The organism is Vibrio sp. 10N.261.51.A3 (assembly GCF_041471965.1).
In the GTDB taxonomy this organism is placed as follows: domain Bacteria; phylum Pseudomonadota; class Gammaproteobacteria; order Enterobacterales; family Vibrionaceae; genus Vibrio; species Vibrio crassostreae_C.
Map to the genome: position 1 here is coordinate 1 of NZ_JBFRPK010000095.1, position 21,346 is coordinate 21,346.

Consider the following 21,346-nt stretch of genomic DNA (forward strand, 5'->3'; position numbering starts at 1 on the left):
CCTCCTCCTACTCGATTTCGATTGATTATATTGATTCATTACATTAAAGGCTTATGAGCAATACCTCGAAATCAAATGAACAATAACTAGAAACCAAATGAGTTGGAAACTAGATATCAGCTCAAGAAACCTTGAGACGCTTTGTTGTGTTGAGCCATATATCAAAAAGATCACTCGCACTTTTTATAAATTCACACAGCTACAGCTAGGCCATTCCACATGTGAAGCATACTCTTTGATGGACTTATTAAGGACAGATAAGAGAATCCATCATGTTAAAAATCAAATATTTGGCGACAGTACTGGGCTGCACATTGGCAGCGCAAAGTCATGCGTCTTTGAACATTCAACCTGATCCGCAAAACCCGAATGGTTACCTTGTTGAAAAGTCGGCTCTACAAGCTGCTGAACAAGCGAAAACATCCGATCCTATGTATGCGATCTGGTCACAGGCCCTTCAAACTCGCCCGAATACAATCGTTGAAGCGATTGAACCCGGTTCCCCCTCGAATCCTGAAAACATAAAGCGTGTAGAGCGCGTGTTCCCTCAATCGGAATGGAACTTCCTCACTCAGATGGCAGCGCCAGAATACACCTACACTCGCTTCTTACGTGCAATTGGCAAATTCCCAGCCTTCTGTGGAGAGTACACCGATGGCCGTGATTCTGATGCTATCTGTAAAAAATCCATCATCACGGCCTTTGCTCACTTTTCACAAGAGACGGGTGGGCATATCGCGATAGACAACACCTCTGATAATCCATTAGCTCTAGAAGAGTGGCAGCAAGCGCTGGTGCATGTTCGCGAAATGGGTTGGTCTGAAGGCCAAGAAGGTTACACCACAGGTTGTGGTCAGAATGATTGGCAGAATGCCCGTTGGCCATGTGCTGCGGGGCAGGGTTACTTCGGACGTGGTGCTAAACAGCTTTCTTACCATTTTAATTACGGCGCGTTCTCTGAAGTGATGTTCGATGGCGATGCGACGGTGCTTCTCAACAATCCGGGCTTAGTGGCGGACTCTTGGTTGAACTTAGCGTCTGCTATCTGGTTCTTTTTAACACCACAAGCGCCTAAACCGGCAATGCTGCATGTAATTGACCGAACATGGACACCATCTCAACGTGAATTGGATGCGGGTATTGGCTATGGCTTTGGTACCACAATCAACGTGATCAATGGTGGTATTGAATGTGGCGAGCAGAACAAAGACAAAGGCCAACCCGTTAACCGTATTCGTTACTGGGAAGGGTTAGCCGCGCACTATGAAATTCCTGTAGAAGCCGATGAAGCCAATACATGTTGGCAGCAAACGCCTTACGGAAGCTTGAATCTCAACGGAGCAACGGATGTGTTGTACACCAACTGGGATGGTAACTGGAAATACTACGCAGACCGCCCAGAAGGGTATTCATTTGAGTGTGAGCTAGTGGGCTTTCAAACTGCTTATTCCGCACTGGTGGCTGGCGATTACGAGAAGTGTGTGACCAACTTTTATGGTTCTCATGCGAGTTGGCCTGAAGTGAAAGTGGTCGATAAGCTGGATCCGGTAGATCCTGGTACTGATCCGGGTGGTAATGGTTGGAGTGCGACCAAGGTTTACAACGCGGGTGACCAAGTGACGCATAACGGCGCAACCTATGAAGCGAAATGGTGGACACAAGGGGATGACCCTGCCAATGGTGGCCCTTGGAAACTAGTAGCGGGCGAGCCAACACCACCAGTTGTGACAGATCCAACGCCTGTTGATCCTGCCCCTGTCGATCCAGAACCAGTAGACCCTGCACCCGTTGAACCACCTGTGACAGAACCGCCAGTGGTTGTCGATCCATCTGAATTTATTACGTGGCAAGCCGGTGTTAGCCAAGTGAGTAATGGCGACAAAGTGACGCATAACGGCAAGTGCTTCGTGGCTAAAAACGGCCCGGGCGTATGGGAAAGCCCAGTTCAATCGAATTGGTTCTGGGATGAAATTAGTTGTAATTGATCGTCTGAATACTGAAAAGCGGTCTAACCGACGAGTTCAGTAGTACGACCATAATGATATAAATAATCAAAAGCCGAAAGTGTCTACTTTCGGCTTTTTTTCGTTTCGAACTTGGCTATTTAAGCAGGGTGATTGGTCTATTTGGCTATGTTGAAGCGCATTTAAAGACTAATTATCCAGTTAGAGGATAAAGTTCTGTACAAATGATGCTTGTGAATTTATATTCAAATTTAATTTATATTTATTCTCTTATTTTAGGGTTAAGGTGTACCTATGGAACAGACAGATATCACGTCACTCATCCCCATTGTGATTACTTTGGTGTTGTCATTGGCGACAAGGAATGTGGTGATAGGCCTTTTTGCTGGTGTGCTGAGTGGTGTTGCAATGCTGACTGGCATGTTTAGCGAACTTAACCCGCTTGATACGTTTGGTACCATGGTGAAAGGTTACCTAGTCCCTCAACTTACCGACAGCTATAACGCTGGTGTGATCATGCTGTTGGTATTCATCGGTGGCTTTGTCGCATTGATGGAAAAGTCCGGTGGTGGCGTCGCGTTTGCAAAGCGAGTGACTCAGTGGGTAAGCAATAAATGCCAAGCTCAATTGTCAGCATGGTTGGGTGGAATCGTTATATTTTTCTAAGACTTAGGCACCCCTTTAATTGTTGGCCCTGTTTTTCGTCCCCTTTTCGATAAACTGAAACTTTCTAGACAGAAGCTAGCATTCATCATTGATTCAACCTCGTCGCCCGTTGCTATTCTTATCCCTTTCATTGGGTGGGGCGTGTATATCATGAGCCTTATTCAGAAAGAGTTCACGGCGTTGAATGTCAACATGTCCGATTGGGATGCGTTCATCGGTGCGATTCCTTTTCAGTTCTACGCATTCCTCGCGATTTTCATCGTTCCGCTCGTGTCCGTTAAAGGTTTAGATTTTGGGCCAATGGCAAAAGCTGAGCGTGATTGCCAGGCGGGAATTAACTCTGGCGTGAATAACGAATCACTAAATCCGTTCTCGCATAAAAATGCAAAGGCATCTTTTGTCTGGGCACCATTGTTAGTGATGCTGGTGGTGTTGTGTACCATGCTGGTACCACAAGGTTTCCCGTTCCAAAAGGTCGCAGGTTCATCATTTAGAGCGGCGTTATCATCGGCTTATTTCTTTGCGGCGATTACATTAATTTCGTTAATGGCTTACTACGGTGTAAGAAAGTTGTCTGATGGTGTTTCTGTGTACTTAAAAGGCATGGGAAACATGATGCCAGTCGCGATCATCTTGGTATTGGCTTGGGCATTAAGCACCGTTGGTAAAGAGTTGGGTGCAGCGGCTTATATTGCTGAGCAAGCACAGAGCGGTTTCCCTTACTGGTTAGTACCTGCGGTCGCGTTTTTATTATCGGCTATCATTTCATTCGCAACGGGATCGTCGTGGGGAACCTTCGCGATAATGATGCCATTGGTTATTCCAACCGCGATTGCGATAGATGCTCCGCTTCTCGTCGCAATTGGCGCTGTGTTGTCTGGTGGCTTGTTTGGTGACCATTGCTCACCGATTTCTGAAACCACGATTCTTTCTTCAACCGGGGCAGGGTGTGATCAGTTTGAACACTTTAAGACGCAGCTTCCTTACGCATTGATGAACGGCTCTATTGCTCTGATTAGTTTTGTAGTCGCAGGCTTTACGGGAAGTGCATTGGTTGTGTTAGGCGCTCTTGTTGCTCAGTTGATTGTCGTGACGTTGTTAGCCAAGCGCGATGCGAGTAAAAACGCTTCTTCAGACGTTCAATCTCAAGTGTCTGAATCTAAACCACAACAAGCGTAATTTAATCTGTCCAAGTAGATACGAGATTTAATGGAGTAAACAAGTCACGAAAAGCTCGCCCTATTATTACTCGTGTTTGCAATTTAGTTTCTCGCTTGCTCAATCTGAACGCGCTCTTCGCATCTCGCATCTCGTTACTCGCATCTTTTTCATAGCGCGACAGGGAATTTGTTCATTTATAGGTTCTATGAATTAATTAGCGTTGTTATGAAACTAATTTTCCATAAGATCATTTACACAATCTTAGTTTTCGATAACTGGATTACCTAGTTGTACGGTTTATAGATTAAAATTTTCTGATAACTTTTATTGTTTTTTTTTAATTAACCACTTTAATAAGGTAAATTCGCAATGTCGACCAAACTAGCTAACCCAGCGCCACTAGGCTTAATGGGTTTCGGTATGACCACTATTCTTCTTAATATCCACAACGCAGGTTTCTTTCCAATTGATTCAATGATTCTTGCTATGGGTATTTTTTACGGTGGTTTGAGCCAAGTTATCGTGGGCACAATGTGTTTCAAACGTGGTGACACGTTCGGTACAACTGCGTTTACTTCTTACGGCCTATTCTGGTTGTCTTTGGTTGGTTTAATCGTGATGCCTTACATGGGCCTACCTGCAAGCCCTGCTGCATTTATGGGTTGGTACCTACTACTATGGGGCATCTTCACAGGCTTCATGTTCATCGGTTCTCTATGCTACCCAGTGGCGAAGCAAGTAGTATTCGGTTCACTAACTATCTTGTTCTTCCTACTTGCAGCTCGTGATTTTACTGGCAGCGAACTAATCGGCACTATCGCTGGTTTTGAAGGTATCTTCTGTGGCGCTTCAGCTATTTACTTTGCAATGGCACAAGTAATCAACAACGAATACGGCCGCACAGTACTGCCTATCGGTGAGAAGAAAGCACCTCAAATGGCAACACAAGAAATCGCTGCTTAATACTCTAACTCGGGAACAGTTAGTTTGTTATAAGCCGTTTATTGGTTATGAATAAAACAAAAGGGGTTAGCCGAAATGGCTAACCCCTTTTTTATGCGTTATGAATAGCGCGAGTTAAAGCGAGCTATTTGCTAAAGCAATCCATTTGTTAAGGCACAAGCTTAAGCTGAAGGTTGCTCTACAGGTTTAGTGTCTGCAGCTTCTGCTTCAGGAGACTTGCCTGTTTTACGCTTGTACTTCTCTTCCCAGTAAGTTGCACCTTTAATGCCTAGTTTTACAGGGTTGAATGTGTACTCTGTCACACCTTGTTTCTGCTGTTCTTCGTAGTCTGCTAGAGCTTTAAGCGCAGGCTTAGACATGAAGAAGATGATCAGAATACCAACGATGTTTAACCATGCCATCAAGCCAACACCAACATCACCCATTGCCCATGCAAGGTTAGCAGTTTTAACTGTGCCATAGAAAACTGCAGTGATAAGAACAAGCTTAAGTACGAACATCATGCCAGGGATCTTGATGGTACGACGTAGGTAAGCAATATTCGTCTCTGCGATGTAGTAGTAAGCAAGAATCGTTGTAAATGCGAAGAAGAACAGAGCAAATGCGATGAATGGCTTACCAATGCCTGGTAGTGCACTTTCAATAGCAAGCTGTGTAAATACAGGACCATTCGCACCGATGTTTGCTGCTAGGTTCTGAACAAGGAACACACCCTCAGCGCCGCCGTGAACGTTGTATGCACCAGTGATGATGATCATGAACGCTGTAGCAGAACATACTAGAAGAGTATCGATGTAGATAGAGAACGCTTGTACCAAACCTTGCTGAGCTGGGTGATCAACACTTGCAGCCGCTGCCGCGTGAGGACCAGTACCTTGACCCGCTTCGTTTGAGTAAACACCACGCTTAACACCCCAACCAATTGCAGCACCGAAGCCTGCCATAGGTGTGAATGCATCACCAACAATCATTGCGAAAACAGTTGGCACTTGGCTGATGTTTAGCAGAATGATAACGAACGCGATGATGATGTAAGCCAATGCCATGAAAGGAACAACGATTTGTGTGAAGTTCGCAATACGTTTAACACCACCAAAGATGATGAAAGCAAGAATGATAGCAACAACAGTACCGGTGAAAATTTTAGCGAAACTGAATGTACCGACAGCTGTTTCAATCATGTCACCTGAGCCAAATGCAGCTTCTACAGCATTACCGATACTGTTTGACTGAACACCTGGAAGCAAAATACCACATGCAAAAATAGTCGCGATAGCGAAGATCCATGCGTACCACTTCTGACCCATTGCTTTTTCAATGTAGTAAGCCGGACCACCACGGAACTGGCCTTCGTCTTCTTCTTTGTAGATTTGCGCTAGCGTAGATTCTGCGTAAGCAGTTGCGGCGCCAAAGAAGGCTACAACCCACATCCAGAATACGGCACCTGGGCCACCGAAACCTATAGCGGCAGCAACACCAGCAATGTTACCTGTACCTACACGGCCAGATAGCGAAACGGCTAGAGCTTGGAAAGACGAGATGCCTTTTGATGAGCTTTTACCCGATAGTAGCAAGCGCCACATTTCAAAGAAGTGACGGATTTGAACAAATCGAGTCATGATGGAGTAGAACAAACCTGCACCTAAACATAGGTAGATAAGTACTGGGCTCCAGATTATTCCATTCAAAAAATCAACGAATGACTGCATGAGTATTTTCCCTGTTAGTTTTGCTTATGATTGTTTTTCGAACAACACAATACTTCACTTGTAACCCGAGTGTTAAATTATTTAACTGCGCATTAGGATTACTGTGACATAAAGCAAGTTATAGAGGGGGTTTGTTAATGCTTAGTGCTAATTCGATAATCATTCCATTTAACCTGATATGCAACTGGTTGTGATTTTTTGTGTTTTGAAAAATGAATAAATAGTGATTAATACAGAAAGGGGGATTTGAGGTACGCATAAGAAATGAAATCGCGAAAAACAGCGGTTAAAGCCGCTTAGCATAAACAGCTGATATAGGCATGGTGGGATAAGTCGGTTGGAATATATCACCTGCATCGGGTGAGCTAGCAGGTCTAAGAGACTGTGTTTTTTGAAGGTTTGATAATTGAGGCTTTAATATCTACCTAGTGAAAGTGGCTAATTTTATGCCTGTTTCAAACAACCATGAACCCTCGCGCCTGTAATTCTTGAGCGAACTCAGATTGAGTATTTGGCTCGCCGTGAATCAAATGCACCTCTTTCGGTGGCGTCGCGATGCCTTCTATAAATCGGTAGAGATCCTCTTTATCAGCATGGGCAGAATAGCCAGACATACTATGGATCTGAGCCTTCACCTCAACGTGTTGGTTATCGATGGAAACCTGTTTTTCTCCTTGTTGTAGCTCTCGCCCGAGCGTTCCGTGAGCTTGATAGCCTGCTAAAATCACATCGGTTCGTTTATCGGGAAGTAAGGCGGATAAGTAGTTCATTATCCTGCCGCCCTGACACATTCCAGAAGCTGCGACCACAATTGCGGGTTCACCTGTCGACTTGAGGCGATTCACGATTTTCTTGTGCATTCTATGTCCATCAACGGTAATGCACTGCTCAAAAGCGAGTGGGTGACGTTTCAGTTCAAGACGCAGCTTTGCTTCTTGTCCCCACAACTCTTTAAAACGTCGGTATGAACGCGTCACTTTTTTAGCCATCGGAGAATCGAGAATAATAGGAATATCGCTACTGAGTTGATGCTCAAAGATCAGGTGTTCGATATCAAACAGCAATTCCTGAGTTCTGCCGATACTAAAAGCTGGGATTAGAATAACGCCACCATCGAGCAGTGAACGATCAATAATGGCCTTGAGACGCTCAGATCGCGTAGCAATATCATCATGTGTACTGGTGCCATAAGTGGATTCTATAAACAGATAATCGGCTTGCTGTGGTGACTTGGGATCCGGCAGCAGTGGTGTGTTACTCGGGCCCAAGTCGCCAGAAAACACAACTACTTCTTGGTTAGGTAACTTAATCTCGATATAGGCGGAACCTAAGATGTGCCCAGCAGGTTGAAATCGAGCATGCAGAGTATTTGGCCTATGATGATCCTTTCCGTTGTTTTGCTGTTTAGACGTGATTGGAAACCATTCGCCGTAAGGCTTGGGATCTATCAACGAATGAATCTTTTTGAGTATCAGCTTCGATTGTTTATTACTGAGCCCTTGCAGTTTTAAACCATCCTCAATCATTAAAGGGGCGAGTTCGGCGGTGGCTTGCGTGCAATAAATTGGTTGATTAAATCCTCTGGCGAGTAACCAAGGTAATCGGCCAATATGATCAATGTGAGTATGGGTCAGCAGCAGAGCGTTGAGGTGGGATGTTTCAAATTCAATATCAAGAGGGCGAGTGTCCGCACCTTGAAGCTTTTTACCTTGAAGATCTAAACCTTGAAAAAGGCCACAATCGATGAGCACCGCTTGGCCTGAATCTCTTAGCTCGTGACAAGATCCTGTGACAGTATGTTTGCCACCATGGTGAATCACTTCCATCGTTTGCTCCCATTGCTCTATAAAGCCGTTAACGCCTGTTTTTATTTTGCGGATAAGCGCCAGCAAGTAAAACAAGAACAATGAGAGTTGCGATCGTTGAGTGTCTTTTTAAGTAACTGAGCGATGACTCAGTGGTTTCGTTGCGAGTTAGTTCGTAGAAGAACGATCTGAATCCAACTCTGTTTTTTGCTGCGCCTCTAAACGAGCCACTTCGGCATCAAGCTCTGCTATTTTCTCTGCCATGAGTGCGTGACAGCGATTGGCCAGTTCTCTAGCGTCGCTGATCTTGTAGCCAGTCACATCGATAGGTTCCAACATCTCGGTGATCACAATGCCATTATTGGCACGATTAAAGTCGATCTTATTGTGCGTGGTGCTAGTACACATCGGGGTGATAGGCACACCAGCTTCAATTGCCATTCGGAAAGCGCCTGTTTTGAATGGCAGCAATCCACGCCCTTTACTTCGGGTTCCTTCTGGGTAAACCCAAACAGACAGATCTCTCTGATGAATCGCTTCCGCCACTTGCTTGATGGTATCGCGTGCTTTGGACTTGTCTTCGCGGTTAATCATGATGTTACCGGTGATCCAATACAGCAGGCCAAAGAAAGGCACGTACAACAAATCGCGCTTGCCCAATGAAACGGTGCGCGGTCTTAGCATTCCTGGATCGGTCACAAAATCCAATATGCTTTGGTGGTTAGAGATGTAGACGCTGTTTTCTGGTGTCGGGGCATTGTCTAGGCCGCGTTGCACCAGTTTTACACCGATGATCTTTTGGAGTTGGTTGAACCAACGACAGAAAACGTACACATGCTTGGGGTTCTTGGGGCTAAACAAGCAGTAAACAAAAGCACATAGAGTGGTGAAAATAATAAACACCGTAGCCAAAATAATACGAAGAACAGCAAGCACAATTCACTCCTTACTCACCGCAGATGGCAGTGATTAAATAGTTTTAGATGCTTGAAGTTTTCACTCTATTTAACCGAATTGCAACAATTAACTGTTATAGGGTTCTGTTTTTAGATCTTTATATAAAACAAGGACTAACAATGGGTGTTTGACACGATTATCGAGCTTACACGTGTTCACCAGTAGCGAGGCATGTTCACCAATACTGTTTATTTGGATCCAACTCTTCTACCCATTCAGGATCTTGACGCGACTCTAAATAGAGTTGTAGGCCGTTATAGGACATGAAAGCTGCAGGGCCGCCGAGGTGCTCGAAATAGTCAAAATACTCATCTTCGAGAGCACAAAGGTGGGCTAAATCTTTAACCTTGTTAGCCAGCGCCCACTGAATGGCAAATACAGGCGCTATTGAGCCTGAAATATTCACCTCTTCGACGTTTGGGTTAAACATTGAATTAGCTTGCTCAAGCAGTATCTCTTCTTGTTCAGACTCCTGTTGCAGCACCTCTTCGACGATCTCCGAGCGCTTGGTATTAGAGACATTCTTGTTCAGCTTGGTGATTCGCAGTGCGTAGCTAAATCGGTCTGATGAAACGATGTCGACAAGCTGCGACAACAGCTCTTTGTCTACGCCTGCTGCCTTGGTGAAATAGTCGATACATGAATTGATTGAGGCATAACGAGTACCGTCAAACTCAAAGCCACTGGTTTCGTCGTATACCTCAAGTGGGATGTCATCAACCGACAAAGGCCAGCCTTTATAATCGACGCGTTGTTTGGCGATTTGATACATCTTCCAAGCGCTGCGCCCAAACCCACCGAGCGTCGAACCCGAGAAATCAGAATCAATAAGCTCTTGCTCCGTCCAGTTCTCACCGATGCCAAGGTGCTTAGCGTACTTGTCTATCAGAGTGTGTTTTATCTGATCGCGCACTGACCAAATTGAGGTTAGATTCTTTGAATAGTTAATTCTCGCACACTCATTACAAGCCGGCAGTGCTATCGGTGAATGGCCTATCTTGGCAACAGCCTGCGCTGTCTTAGGGAATTCAACAAGGTTACTGGAAGGCTCACCACAAAACCAACAGGTGTGGCGCAGATTGAATGGGGTATCTATGTGCGAGTATGTGTTCATTAGTTTTCTATCGGTTTGGTGCTTGAGGCAAGTTAATCATCTTCAAACAATTATCTCTGTTCGCACGTCAGCTTGCACCTCGTTTGTTTTTGTTTTTCTGACGAGATCAATTCGAGGTGTGACTCGCCTGATGAACTCATTAGGTGGATATTGATATAAAACAGTCACTAACGATAAATGCTGATTGGTGTGGCTGAACTTACATGAGCTGCTAGCAATCGCCTAAGCTCCCCATTACTATTGAGATAGACTCCTTACTCCAATAGCGCATATGTCCTCATCGATTCCTTTTTACGATAAAAATGCTCACACACTTTGCCAGCAGTACAACTCAGTGACCTTCGAGACGGTGCATAAAAGCTGGCAAGCTTATTGGCCTTTAGAGGGCGATAAAGTATTAGATGTCGGTGCTGGATGCGGTCGTGATGTGCTATGGATGCACAAAGCCGGAGCTGATGTTATTGCGATAGAACCAAGTGCTTCATTACGCGAACAAGGCTCGAAATATACAGGCCCAAGTGTTACCTGGATTGATGATTCACTTCCCTCGCTTAGCCGCACTGAAAACCTCGGAATGCGTTTTGACTTGATATTGGTCAGTGCGGTTTGGATGCATCTCGCTCCGTCTCATCGAGAGCGCGCATTTAGAAAGTTGTCTAACTTGCTAGCTCCAAATGGCAAGTTGGTGATCACTCTACGTCATGGGGAGTTTCAAGACAGTCGACAAGGCTATGAAGTCTCGGTTGAAGAGCTCGAGCGTTTGTCAAAAAACAGCGCCTTGTTGGTTCGTCATGTCGATGATAGCCAAGACACATTGAACCGCAGTGAAGTGTGGTGGCAAACCGTGGTGATGACATTGCCAGACGATGGCTCCGGTGATTTGAACAAGGTGCGCCACATTATTGTGAATGACAACAAGTCGGCCACATACAAGTTGGCTTTGTTGAGAACATTACTGCGAATTGCTGATGCGCATTCAGGCGCTGTGATTGATCGAACTGATGGAAAAATTTCTCTACCAGTGGGCTTGGTTGCTCTGTATTGGGTTAGGCAGTTTAAGCGACTGATTGATATCGACATAGAAGGCGCAGGGATTCAGCAAAATAGCAACACAACGAAGGGACTTGGGTTTGTAAAAGAGGATGGGTGGAATAAACTCAAACACTTAAGTGCTGATGATCTAGCGATAGGCGCTATGTTTCTCGGCGATGAAGCTAAGGCTCTACAAAAGCTATTTTCACAAACGATCAGCACCATTAAATCAGGACCTGTGACTTTCATTTATCAAGGCTCGAAAGACAACCGACTATTCGATATATACCCACCTCACAAACGACGGAAGAGCCGAGAATCACTGGTCATTGATAGTGAGTTCTTAGAACGTTTTGGTTATTTCACTCTCGATGAAAGCCTGTGGGAGTGCTTTAGAATCTACCACTCTTGGATTGAACCACTGGTGGTGAATCAATGGATCATGGAGATGCAGCGTTTCGAGTTGAACCGACAGCGAAGCATTTCACTACAGACTTATCACGACTGCTTGGTATGGATCGATCAAAACCATGATACTCGCGATGTGCGTAAACGTGTCGAGCAACTTAGATCTGATCGTGCCGACATTGTCAGCGTGTGGAGTGGAAAATCATTAAAAAATGAGTATCACGTTGATCACTGTTTGCCTTTCGCTTACTGGCCAAACAACGATAAGTGGAACCTCTTTCCTACTACAAGCAAAGAGAACTTAAGTAAAAGTGATAAAGTTCCTACGGCTGAAAAGCTGCGCTCGTCTAAGTCGAGGATTCTAGAGTGGTGGCAACTCGCTTGGAACGATTCGGCTCATTTTGAACAACAATTCTTTTCAGAAGCCGCGCTTTCGTTACCTAACATCCCTGCGCAGTGTCGAGACTTTGAAGAGGTGTTCGATGCAATGGGCTTGCAGGTACGTGGTGTAAAAAGCAGACTGCTGATTAGTGAGTGGCACTGATCATTAAGTGGGCTAGTTATCCCAAATAACCCTCAACAAACTAATCATCGAGAACATAATGAATTACATCGGAATTGATGGCTGCAAGTCGGGTTGGATCGCTTGGATTGTCTCTGACAATGAGATACCTGCGTTTAAAGTGGTAAACACCCTCGATGAGCTAGCGAGTGATCTTATCGGTTCAACGGCGCTTATCGATATGCCTATTGGTTTTAGTGATGCACAAACTCCAGATCGTTTGTGTGACAAAGCAGCAAGGCGTTTTCTAACCAGCAAACGTGGTTCTTCGGTGTTTCCGGTTCCGTGTCGTGAGGCGGTTTACCAAACCGATTACATTGCGGCGTGCAGTGCCAATGTGGAGCAGCTTGATAAGAAGTTTTCTAAACAGACTTGGGGAATTGTGCCCAAGATTCGCGAGCTTGATGAGCTCATTGAAACTCATCCCAATCTTTCTATCAGGGAATCACATCCTGAAGTGGTGTTTGCAGCATTGAAAGACGAACCGCTGACGTTTTCAAAACGAACGCAAGAAGGCAAAGAGGAACGGCTTTCTATTATTCAGCAACTCGTCCCTCAATGGTGTGAAGGTTTGTCGCTGGCCATTTCAAATACCAAGCGTAAAGACGTGGCGATAGACGATATTTACGATGCGTTCGTACTTATGTTAGTTGCCTATAACGCACCGAAATTATCGACCTTACCTGAACCTTCTGATGTTGGTGGAGAAGCGGATGTCGACCAGAATGGACGAGTTCGAGAGATTGTCTATTGGGATAAAACGCGCTAACAAAGCGGGCGCTCCACTTGGCTTAATATGTTATTTTTCAACTTATGCTATTTTCCAACATCTGCTACTTTTCACTCTTACTATTTTTGAGTCTTTGATATGAAACGTTTTATTGTCGGCTTGCTGGCCACTGTGCTCAGTGTTGCGAGTTATGCCCAAGTTGCCCCTATATCTCAATGGCAATGCGACATGATGAAAAAGAACAATGTCTTGAGTAGTGGCGCGCCCGTTGGTTGTGAGCGACTATCCAAAGTGGATTTCGATTTCATTAGTTTCATAGGGGAAACGCAACAGGGCAATATGATCGTGCTTGATGTTATTGCGCCTGCTGTTGAACAAATCTTTTCAGAGCTCAAACAGCGCAATTTTCCTCTTCATTCCGCTCGCCTAATGCGTGAATTCAGAGGTGATGATAGCGCCTCAATGGATGCGAACAACAGCAGCGCCTTTAACGCTCGTCCTATTACAGGCGGAGGAGGTTGGTCGAAACATGCCTATGGTGTGGCAATCGACATCAACCCAGTTCAAAACCCTTTCTTAGAGTTTGATAGCAACGGAAGAATCACGGTAAAGCCTTCACAATCTGCGACTCGTTATGTGAACCGTACTCGTTTTCGTGCTCGTGATGAAATTGAACGCCGCGGCATGGCTGAAGATGTGGTGGAGCTGTTTGCCCATCACGGATTTATGATCTGGGGAGGGGATTGGAATAGCCCAATCGATACTCAGCATTTTGAGGTTGGATCAAGAAAGTTCGTTAACCAACTGCTCTCTAAACCACAACCTGAAGCCGAGGTGTTATTTGAGCGCTACGTCGAATCTTATCGACAGTGCTATCTCAAAAATAAAGGTGAGGACGCAGAAAAAGCTCGAGCTATCTGTGCAAAGAAAACAGTCGGGACTTTTTAGTGCTATGTTTATCTAGAACCGTTTGTGTTTTAGCAAGTTAAACTCGCTTCAGGTGTGTTTTGAATAGCTAAGGTCAGCGCTCGTCGTTGGCCTTTTTTGTATTCATTTCTTCAATAGAACACAGAGCATTGAAAAGGTTATTGGGTATCCATTAGTCAATAATCGATAAGCGAATGCAGCGCAAAGTCATCGGTTTGTCATTTAAAAACTCATAGCGTTAACGTTATGTGAGAACCATTGCTGGTGGGGGAACTCTTCGCGCAAACGCCAGTATTATTAGTGAACTGATCACAACGGACCAACTAATGAAAAAGATACCTTTGGCTCTAACTCTTTTAAGCACTCTACTTTTTTCACAATACACTTTGGCTACTGACACTTCACCTACCACTCAAAATCCCACTTACGAACTCGATGGTAAGTCGGTATTAGGTCGCACTGAGAACGTGTACCTATCTAGCGTTCAAGGGCTAAAAGACGTTCCTTTCATTGGTAAAATTGATACCGGTGCGGAAACCACTTCTATGCATGCTGAAGACATTCATGTGAAGAGCTCTAATCCCGATTACCAAAATCTCAAAGACCAAGAGTTGATGGCGGCGTTAACCGAAGACCTGTTGAACAATTCCGATGTTGATTACGATGATTGGGATGGCAGTACCTTTGCGAAATATGAGGCTGTGGTGTCTTTTAAGGTTCAAAACCCGCGGACGGGAGACATGGTATTAATCGAAGCGCCTTTAGAGCGTGTCAGCATGATACGCAGCCGCACCAGCAGCACGCCTTTGCTTCGCCCTACCGTAAAAATGTCGCTCACCATTGCAGACCAAGAGCTAAAAACCGACGTTAACCTGACCGACAGAAGCCACTTCTCTGCGCCAGTGCTGATTGGTAAAACCTTCCTTGCGGATAACGCGCTGGTGTTTGCAGGTTATGACTATTTACAAGAGCAAGAAAACGCAACGGTGGTAGGCCGTAAAGAGGTGGTTTCTATCTCGGGAATGGCGATAAATGCGACTTTCTCTTTAAAGAACCGCTACAGCATTTTGCATGCAAAAAACATCGACATAGACAAAAAGAACAAAGAAGTGACGTTTGATATGTTCGACAACGGCGGCAAGCAAAAAGAGATGACATTGCCGTTGGTTCGTATGTTAAGCGTGAGCGGTAAGAAGAGACCTTTGGTGTATGTGCCTGTTCAACTCGATGAAAACACCACAAAAGACGTTCTGGTGTACCTACGTGAGCGCTCGAGTAGTGAGTCGCAGTTGAGATTTGGAACCAACACAGCCAGCGAACTCTTCATGATTGATACCAGTGCTGAGAATATTTTATCCGAAGGTTCAGAGAACTTTAGTGATGTGGCTGAGTCTGGTGAGCCTATGATTATCTCTCCGGAAGAGGACATCACCTTAGATGATTTCCCGCTTAAGGCTGTGGCTTCTTTCACTGTCAATACGCCTTTGTTGAAGGTCGACAGTTTTGAAATGACAGGTAAAGGCAAAGATGCTTCCGTTGAATTTTATCTTACGGATGTAAATGGTGAGAAGCAGAAGGTGACCAAGCCAATTATTAAGAAGCTTAAAGTCGGGGATGATACTCGCCCTGTTGTAAGTGGTGAGTTTGCGGTGTCTGGAAAAGTGCGTACGCAAGAGTTCGCCATCGACGTGCTCAATACAAATGAGAAAGAAGCGTACTTTATTTTAGGCAAGAAGATGGCAAAAGAGGGCGTTTACGTTAATACGCGTTCTGATTACCTTCTGAAAGCCGAACCACTGTTTAAAGTTGGGCATATTGAAGTAGTAGAAGTGAACGGCATGAAGTTTCCGGCCAAGCTCGACACTGGTGCGGATGTAAGCTCAATGAACGCAGTCAACATCAAACGATTTAAGAAAGATGGCCAAGACATGGTGAGTTTTACCTATCAAAACAACCACGGCGATAAGCAAGACTTTACCAAGCCAGTGATTGATGTAATGCGCATTAAAGCCAAGAAAGGCGAGAAGGTGAACATTCGCCCTGTGGTAGAAATGAAGGTTAAGCTCGGAGACCTAGAGAAAGAGGTGAGGGTAAACCTTCAAGACCGTTCTCGCTTCGAATACAGCATGATCCTAGGTAAGAACTTCTTGAAGCACGGTGCAGTAGTGAGCAGCGATGAAGATTACTTGTTAGGTGATATGGAGTAACCCCTAAACTTATCTAAGTTCGTAGCAGAACAGATCTAAACAGCCACACATTTCATTAATGGGATGTGTGGCTTTTTGTTGATTGTTAATTGTTGCCGTGACAATATTTCAAGTAATCGTTTGTTTTTACTCAAGAGACAGATCGACTAGACTACAATGAAGTGGAATTCACTTTAATTTTTAAAACATCGTATTCGGCAGGCGAGTAAATCGTGCTGTCGGATCGAGAGAGAGAGCATGTCAAAAGCAGAAAAATCTTCGCGTAAGCTTAGTTTAATTATTATTTCGGTTATTTTAGTAGTGTGGCTTTACAGTTTGTGGGCCGACCGCGTCACACCAATGACGGGGATCGCCCGTGTTCACTCTTATATTGTGCGTATTGCTCCTGAAGTTTCTGGCAATATCACGTCTGTGCAAACTGAAAATAATCAGGTCGTTGAAACGAACCAAGTGTTGTTTGAAATTGATGCTCGAAACTATCAGATCAGTTTGCGTTCCGCTGAAGCGAATCTTGCTCAAGTAGGCCAAAATATTGGCGCAAGCACAGCGGCGGTTAACGTTGCACAAGCGAAAGTGACCGAGGCGGTTGCGGCTCGGGATAATTCTCGAGAGCAAGCGAGTCGAGTGAGTGAACTCGCCAGTAAAGGGCTGGTTAGCCGCTCTGAATTAGACAACGCCATAGAGAATCGTGATCGTGCTGAAGCGTCATTGAAAGCCGCAGAAGCCTCTTTGGTTCAGGCAAAACAAGCGTTAGGGCCAGAAGGGAGTGATAATCCACAAGTGTTGGCGGCGATTGCAGCCCTTGAGCAGGCTCAGCTCAACTTACAGAAAACCCAAGTGATGGCTCCTTCTCATGGCGTGGTGAGTAACCTACAACTGACGGTAGGCCAGCGAGCAACCGCAGGCTCACCTGTTTTGACCTTTGTTGATCCGCGAGAGGTGTGGATATCTGCGTTATACAGAGAAAACTCGCTAGAGCATATACAAGTCGGGCAAAGAGTTGAGATCGTATTGGATGCGTTACCGGGGCGAGTGCTATACGGCACGGTTGATAGCATTGGTTGGGGAACGGGTGGCAGCAATAGCACTGACCAAGAGACTGGCTTTTTAAATTCAGACACCAATTCTATTGCCGCGCAGCGCTACCCAGTCAATATTGTGTTTGATCATGGTGAGGTTCCAAGCAACATTCGTTTTGGTTCACAAGCCACAGTGGCTGTCATGACAGAGCAAAGTACCCCAGGTGAGTGGCTTGCTCAGCTTTGGATGAGAATTCTAAGCGTGTGGACTTATGTTTCATAGCTCAGCTAACTCCATTATTCGATTGGTGTTACTGCCGCTTTCGCTATTGTTCTACCATCAACAAAGTGGGCAGATGCTCGCTGTTTTGTCGCCCATGTTTGTTGTGATGTTCATGACATTGATGCCATCCAAACCACCGATTAATTTAATATTAAAGGTGATTGTTGCATTAATCTTAATCAGCTTTGGTGTGGTGTTTTTTGGTAGTGTATTGGTCGATTCGCCAACCGGTTTTGTCCTCTATTGCTGGCTATTGCTGTTCTGGAGTTATCAGCGTAGCCATCAGAATACAAAAGATATCATCGCGACACTGACCATTATCGTGGTCATCGTGATGGTGGTGGTCAGCAAGCAGATGCATCTCCCAATGGCGGGATTGCCCCTATTGTTCTTTGAAAAGCTGGTGATAGCTTTGATCGTCACTTACTTGGGGTTCTGGTTGTTCCCGGGGGATGAAGTGAATGTCCTTCCGACTGCGGCCGTTTCCAATGCGCCCACTACTGGTGACTATATCATGGTTGCATTTAAAGCGACCGCGGTTGTGGTTGTGCTGGCGATTTTGGTAGGAAATTCGGTGTCACAAACGATGTTGATTGCGATTACGCTTGGCAGTATGTTGAAAAGCCCATCGAATCACGACCACCGTACATTCAGCCGAAACAAGCTTGTCACCACTGGCGTTGGCATTCTGTTTACGTTACCTGTGATGATCATGATGGTGTCAGGCGCTCCAATCTTGGTTATTTATGGCGTGAGTTTGGTGTGTGGTTTGCAACTTGCGTGTTTTGCTATCAGGCGGCAGGCGAATCTGACGATTTATCAGCTCTTGTTTACTAATTTTACGACCTTGGCTTATCAGATCATCAGCCACCCAGGATCTGCGTCCCTCTCGGCACAAATGACACGTCTATTTGCCATTGTTTGTGCAGTCATGGTTGGCGCAGTGGTACTGGGCTTTCTCAGCAGTAATACTAATCATAGTCATACCGATCACAGTAAGTGATTAATATTTATAAGTAATAATAAGGGGATAGCTCTGCCGAGTTATCCCCTTTTCACAATATGGGTTAACGACTCAAATGCCATCAGTAAAGAGCCATTTGATGAAGTGACGTGTTACTTCAATAGTCTGACTAACAAAGCGCCCGGTTCACGCATCGGATCTTGATTGACACTGAGTACATAGCCATCAGCAGGGGCGTAATAACGTTGTTTCTCAGAACCAAAACTATCATATTGAATTGAAATCAATTGTTTTGATTGTACTGATTCACTGACCTTAACTTGAGGGAGAGCGAAACCACCGACATTGGCTCTAATGGTCACCGTTTCTTTGCCTTCAAAGCAGGCATAGTGAGGCTGATCTATCTTTGTAGAGATGATATTTTCCGAGTGCAGGATATTCATCACGCCATTCACTGAACGCTCAATGAGGTCGGGTTGTAAAACCTTTCCAGAACCAACCTCGACGGTGATAGCGGGCGTACCACTTTTATTGAGCTGCGTTTCTAAAACGCCATCATCACCTGGATCATCAAAAATACAGTCAGGATTGATCAATCGAGCCATTTTGATTGCTGCGGGGATTCGATAATCGGCAAAGACATACAAAGGATACTCTGCTCCGCGAGTTTGGGTATGCAGATCGATAGCAAGATCCGCATTATGGCTGAGTAGGTTCTGCCAAATTGAATGTGTAAAACGTTGTGAGGCATCACCGTTCGGGTTTCCAGGGAATATACGGTTAAGGTTTGCTGGGGATGCATCCGGATCCGATGAAATAAAATCTCGGCTGTGCATCAACATACCTGACACATTAATCATCGGAATAATGATGACTGTGCCGTGTATCTCCTCGTTTACGAGCTTTTGAATGACCTTCTGTGCGGTAATAACTCCATTTAATTCATCACCATGAACGCCTGCCGTTACCATTATTTTGCGAGCATTTTGACTTTGCTCACCGCGATAGACGACCACAGGTAAATGATGATTTTGACCAACACCGTTAGTTTGTGCCTCAAACCAGAAACGATGGCATCCCATCGGTAAGTCATCAACATTGAGTTGAGATATTACAGGGTGTCCATTTAGAACATCATTGGTATAAGTAGTTTTTCTCACACTAGTTTCCTTTGTCTCTGGTTCACAATCTATTCTGAGTCTGTGTTGGATGATTGTTATTGAAAGCTGTGATTAAAAATGGGCAGTAAACTGCCCATTGAGATACACGTAAATATTGAAAGGCGCTGTTATGCAAAACCCAGCAGGTGAGCCGCAACAATAATAACGCTCGACAAGCAGAATAGCAGCACGATAAAGCGCCAGCAGAATTTTGCCCAATCACCCCAGTCAATGCGGCATACACCTAGTGTTGCCATCAAAGAAGCTGATGTTGGGACGATGATATTGGTAAAGCCATCACCTAGCTGGAATGCTAAAACCGCGACTTGACGAGTCACACCTGCTAAATCGGCGAGTGGCGCCATTAATGGCATCGTTAGAGCTGCCTGCCCTGATCCTGACGTTACAAAGAAGTTGAAAATAGCTTGGAAGGCGAACATCAGCCAAGCAGCCATCGCTTCTGGCAATGCACTAATCACACCGCCCGCACTGCTTAAGATTGAATTCAGTACGCTTGGCTCGGTTGCATCGCTGCCGCCGCCTAAAATCAGCAAGATACCTTTAGCACTACCCACAAGAATAGCGGGCGCTAGCATCACACTTGCGCCTTCCTTAAATGAATCGGCCATGTCGTTGATGGTCATATCATTTAATCGGAAAATAACACCGATTAAGCCAGCAACAAATCCCATAGTGAAAAACTGAGAGGCAATTTCAGGAATGTACCATGCGTGAACCACTACACCCCAAATAACCCAGGTCATGCTCGCTATCACGGTGAGAATCACCAACGTATCGCCGATATTCCAACGTGATTGAGTCAAGTCTCCTTGTTGCTTCTTGAAGTAAACATCACCAGCTTTACTGTAAGATTTCGAAGGGTCTTTCTTTACCGAATTCGCATACCACATCGTAAAAGCGATGCCGAGCGCGGTGAAGAAAACCCATAGAGCGATACGCACCGATGCCCCAGATAAGACAGGTACACCAGCAATGCCTTGGGCAACAGCAACAGAAAATGGGTTCATCCAAGAAGCAGCAAAACCAATCTGAGTCGCTACGTACGTCACCATTACCGTAGTAATACCATCATAGCCAATACGTACCATTAGCGGCACGATAATAATGGCAAAGGCGACGGCTTCTTCACCCATACCAAATACAGCCCCACCGAGCGAGAACAGTGCAAACAATACTGGAATGAAAAGAGATTGACTGCCCTTGGTTTTGTCTATGAGACGCAAGATACCGTTATCAATAGTACCTGTGCGCATCACAATGCCGAAAGCACCGCCAATCACAAGCATAAACATGATAACGCCGATTGCTGAACCCCACTTAGATCCAGACACTAAACCTTCAAATACGAAGTTCATTAAGCCGATATCACCACCGCTGGCGAATAGTCCGACAGTATTGTAAATCGGGTTGCCTTGGGGGTCGGTGTGATAGGCAAATGAAGCTGGATCTAGAACGGTACGAGTTTTCTCTGCACCATCAGAAACATAGCTGATGTCTTGTGTTTCAAACATGCCTGCAGGTATGACATATGTCATTGCAGTCGCAAGCAACGCGATAAAGAAAATTAGCACCAGAGTATCTGGCATTTTCCATGTCTTATTTTGGATGGTATCCGATGTTGTGGTTGTCGTGCTCATTGTCAGTTTTTAGCTATAATTAAGATTGGCATAAAATATCACTAATTAAGCATATAA

At 45.0% G+C, this 21,346-nt stretch carries 14 protein-coding genes and 1 pseudogene; 9 read left to right on the top strand and 6 right to left on the bottom strand.

The genetic code is table 11. The features are described 5' to 3' along the window. Window positions 1-272: 272 nt before the first annotated feature. The 3 genes and pseudogenes from AB4371_RS19860 (at window position 273) to AB4371_RS19870 (ending at window position 4,754) form a co-directional block, all read left to right on the top strand. Complete coding sequence (locus AB4371_RS19860) at window positions 273-1,985, top strand: glycoside hydrolase family 19 protein (protein ID WP_372150546.1); 1,713 nt, start codon at window positions 273-275, stop codon at window positions 1,983-1,985. A gap of 273 nt (window positions 1,986-2,258) precedes the next feature. Next, window positions 2,259-3,809: pseudogene (locus tag AB4371_RS19865) on the top strand (Na+/H+ antiporter NhaC family protein). Between the two features lie 351 nt (window positions 3,810-4,160). Next, window positions 4,161-4,754 (top strand): acetate uptake transporter, encoded by a 594-nt coding sequence (locus tag AB4371_RS19870; protein WP_010440610.1) that lies wholly within the window; start codon window positions 4,161-4,163, stop codon window positions 4,752-4,754. A 161-nt stretch (window positions 4,755-4,915) separates the two neighbouring features. On the opposite strand, the gene AB4371_RS19875 is transcribed toward AB4371_RS19870, so the two are convergent. The 4 genes from AB4371_RS19875 to AB4371_RS19890 form a co-directional block, all read right to left on the bottom strand. Then, window positions 4,916-6,463 (bottom strand): sodium:alanine symporter family protein, encoded by a 1,548-nt coding sequence (locus tag AB4371_RS19875; RefSeq protein WP_017069529.1) that lies wholly within the window; start codon window positions 6,461-6,463, stop codon window positions 4,916-4,918. 455 nt (window positions 6,464-6,918) lie between these two features. Then, entirely contained in the window at window positions 6,919-8,289 is a 1,371-nt protein-coding gene (locus tag AB4371_RS19880) for an MBL fold metallo-hydrolase (RefSeq protein ID WP_372150547.1), read from the bottom strand. A 147-nt stretch (window positions 8,290-8,436) separates the two neighbouring features. After that, complete coding sequence (locus AB4371_RS19885; protein ID WP_372097112.1) at window positions 8,437-9,204, bottom strand: 1-acylglycerol-3-phosphate O-acyltransferase; 768 nt, start codon at window positions 9,202-9,204, stop codon at window positions 8,437-8,439. Between the two features lie 196 nt (window positions 9,205-9,400). Beyond that, window positions 9,401-10,339: a hypothetical protein gene (locus AB4371_RS19890; protein WP_065584646.1), complete on the bottom strand. Its 939-nt coding sequence runs from the start codon at window positions 10,337-10,339 to the stop codon at window positions 9,401-9,403. Window positions 10,340-10,610: 271 nt separating this feature from the next. On the opposite strand from AB4371_RS19890, the gene AB4371_RS19895 reads away from it, so the two are divergent. The 6 genes from AB4371_RS19895 (at window position 10,611) to AB4371_RS19920 (ending at window position 18,510) form a co-directional block, all read left to right on the top strand. Beyond that, on the top strand, window positions 10,611-12,323 hold the full coding sequence (locus AB4371_RS19895) for a class I SAM-dependent methyltransferase (protein WP_372150548.1): 1,713 nt from the start codon (window positions 10,611-10,613) through the stop codon (window positions 12,321-12,323). Between the two features lie 58 nt (window positions 12,324-12,381). Next, window positions 12,382-13,110, top strand: coding sequence for a DUF429 domain-containing protein (locus AB4371_RS19900; protein WP_372150549.1), 729 nt, complete (start codon window positions 12,382-12,384; stop codon window positions 13,108-13,110). A gap of 99 nt (window positions 13,111-13,209) precedes the next feature. Continuing rightward, window positions 13,210-14,019, top strand: coding sequence for a M15 family metallopeptidase (locus AB4371_RS19905; protein ID WP_372150550.1), 810 nt, complete (start codon window positions 13,210-13,212; stop codon window positions 14,017-14,019). A gap of 305 nt (window positions 14,020-14,324) precedes the next feature. Then, window positions 14,325-16,205, top strand: coding sequence for an ATP-dependent zinc protease (locus AB4371_RS19910; protein WP_372150551.1), 1,881 nt, complete (start codon window positions 14,325-14,327; stop codon window positions 16,203-16,205). A 237-nt stretch (window positions 16,206-16,442) separates the two neighbouring features. Continuing rightward, a complete protein-coding gene (locus tag AB4371_RS19915; protein WP_017059741.1) occupies window positions 16,443-17,507 on the top strand; it encodes an HlyD family secretion protein in 1,065 nt (354 codons plus the stop codon). Then, window positions 17,497-18,510, top strand: coding sequence for a multidrug DMT transporter permease (locus AB4371_RS19920; RefSeq protein ID WP_372150552.1), 1,014 nt, complete (start codon window positions 17,497-17,499; stop codon window positions 18,508-18,510). The genes AB4371_RS19915 and AB4371_RS19920 overlap by 11 nt, the downstream gene beginning before the upstream one ends. Window positions 18,511-18,623: 113 nt before the next feature. Here AB4371_RS19920 and AB4371_RS19925 read toward each other — a convergent pair whose 3' ends face one another. Together AB4371_RS19925 and yfcC are read right to left on the bottom strand one after the other, a co-directional pair. Next, window positions 18,624-19,631 (bottom strand): succinylglutamate desuccinylase/aspartoacylase family protein, encoded by a 1,008-nt coding sequence (locus AB4371_RS19925; RefSeq protein WP_017059743.1) that lies wholly within the window; start codon window positions 19,629-19,631, stop codon window positions 18,624-18,626. Window positions 19,632-19,759: 128 nt separating this feature from the next. Beyond that, complete coding sequence (gene yfcC / locus AB4371_RS19930; RefSeq protein WP_017071864.1) at window positions 19,760-21,238, bottom strand: putative basic amino acid antiporter YfcC; 1,479 nt, start codon at window positions 21,236-21,238, stop codon at window positions 19,760-19,762. Between the last annotated feature and the right edge of the window lie 108 nt (window positions 21,239-21,346).

Bases quoted from the DNA above. Each gene is read 5' to 3' on its own strand.
- AB4371_RS19905 (WP_372150550.1), top strand. From the start codon at position 13,210: ATGAAACGTTTTATTGTCGGCTTGCTGGCCACTGTGCTCAGTGTTGCG.
- AB4371_RS19880 (WP_372150547.1), bottom strand. From the start codon at position 8,289: ATGGAAGTGATTCACCATGGTGGCAAACATACTGTCACAGGATCTTGT.
- AB4371_RS19910 (WP_372150551.1), top strand. From the start codon at position 14,325: ATGAAAAAGATACCTTTGGCTCTAACTCTTTTAAGCACTCTACTTTTT.
- AB4371_RS19875 (WP_017069529.1), bottom strand. From the start codon at position 6,463: ATGCAGTCATTCGTTGATTTTTTGAATGGAATAATCTGGAGCCCAGTA.
- AB4371_RS19920 (WP_372150552.1), top strand. From the start codon at position 17,497: ATGTTTCATAGCTCAGCTAACTCCATTATTCGATTGGTGTTACTGCCG.
- AB4371_RS19860 (WP_372150546.1), top strand. From the start codon at position 273: ATGTTAAAAATCAAATATTTGGCGACAGTACTGGGCTGCACATTGGCA.
- yfcC (WP_017071864.1), bottom strand. From the start codon at position 21,238: ATGCCAGATACTCTGGTGCTAATTTTCTTTATCGCGTTGCTTGCGACT.
- AB4371_RS19890 (WP_065584646.1), bottom strand. From the start codon at position 10,339: ATGAACACATACTCGCACATAGATACCCCATTCAATCTGCGCCACACC.
- AB4371_RS19895 (WP_372150548.1), top strand. From the start codon at position 10,611: ATGTCCTCATCGATTCCTTTTTACGATAAAAATGCTCACACACTTTGC.
- AB4371_RS19870 (WP_010440610.1), top strand. From the start codon at position 4,161: ATGTCGACCAAACTAGCTAACCCAGCGCCACTAGGCTTAATGGGTTTC.
- AB4371_RS19900 (WP_372150549.1), top strand. From the start codon at position 12,382: ATGAATTACATCGGAATTGATGGCTGCAAGTCGGGTTGGATCGCTTGG.
- AB4371_RS19915 (WP_017059741.1), top strand. From the start codon at position 16,443: ATGTCAAAAGCAGAAAAATCTTCGCGTAAGCTTAGTTTAATTATTATT.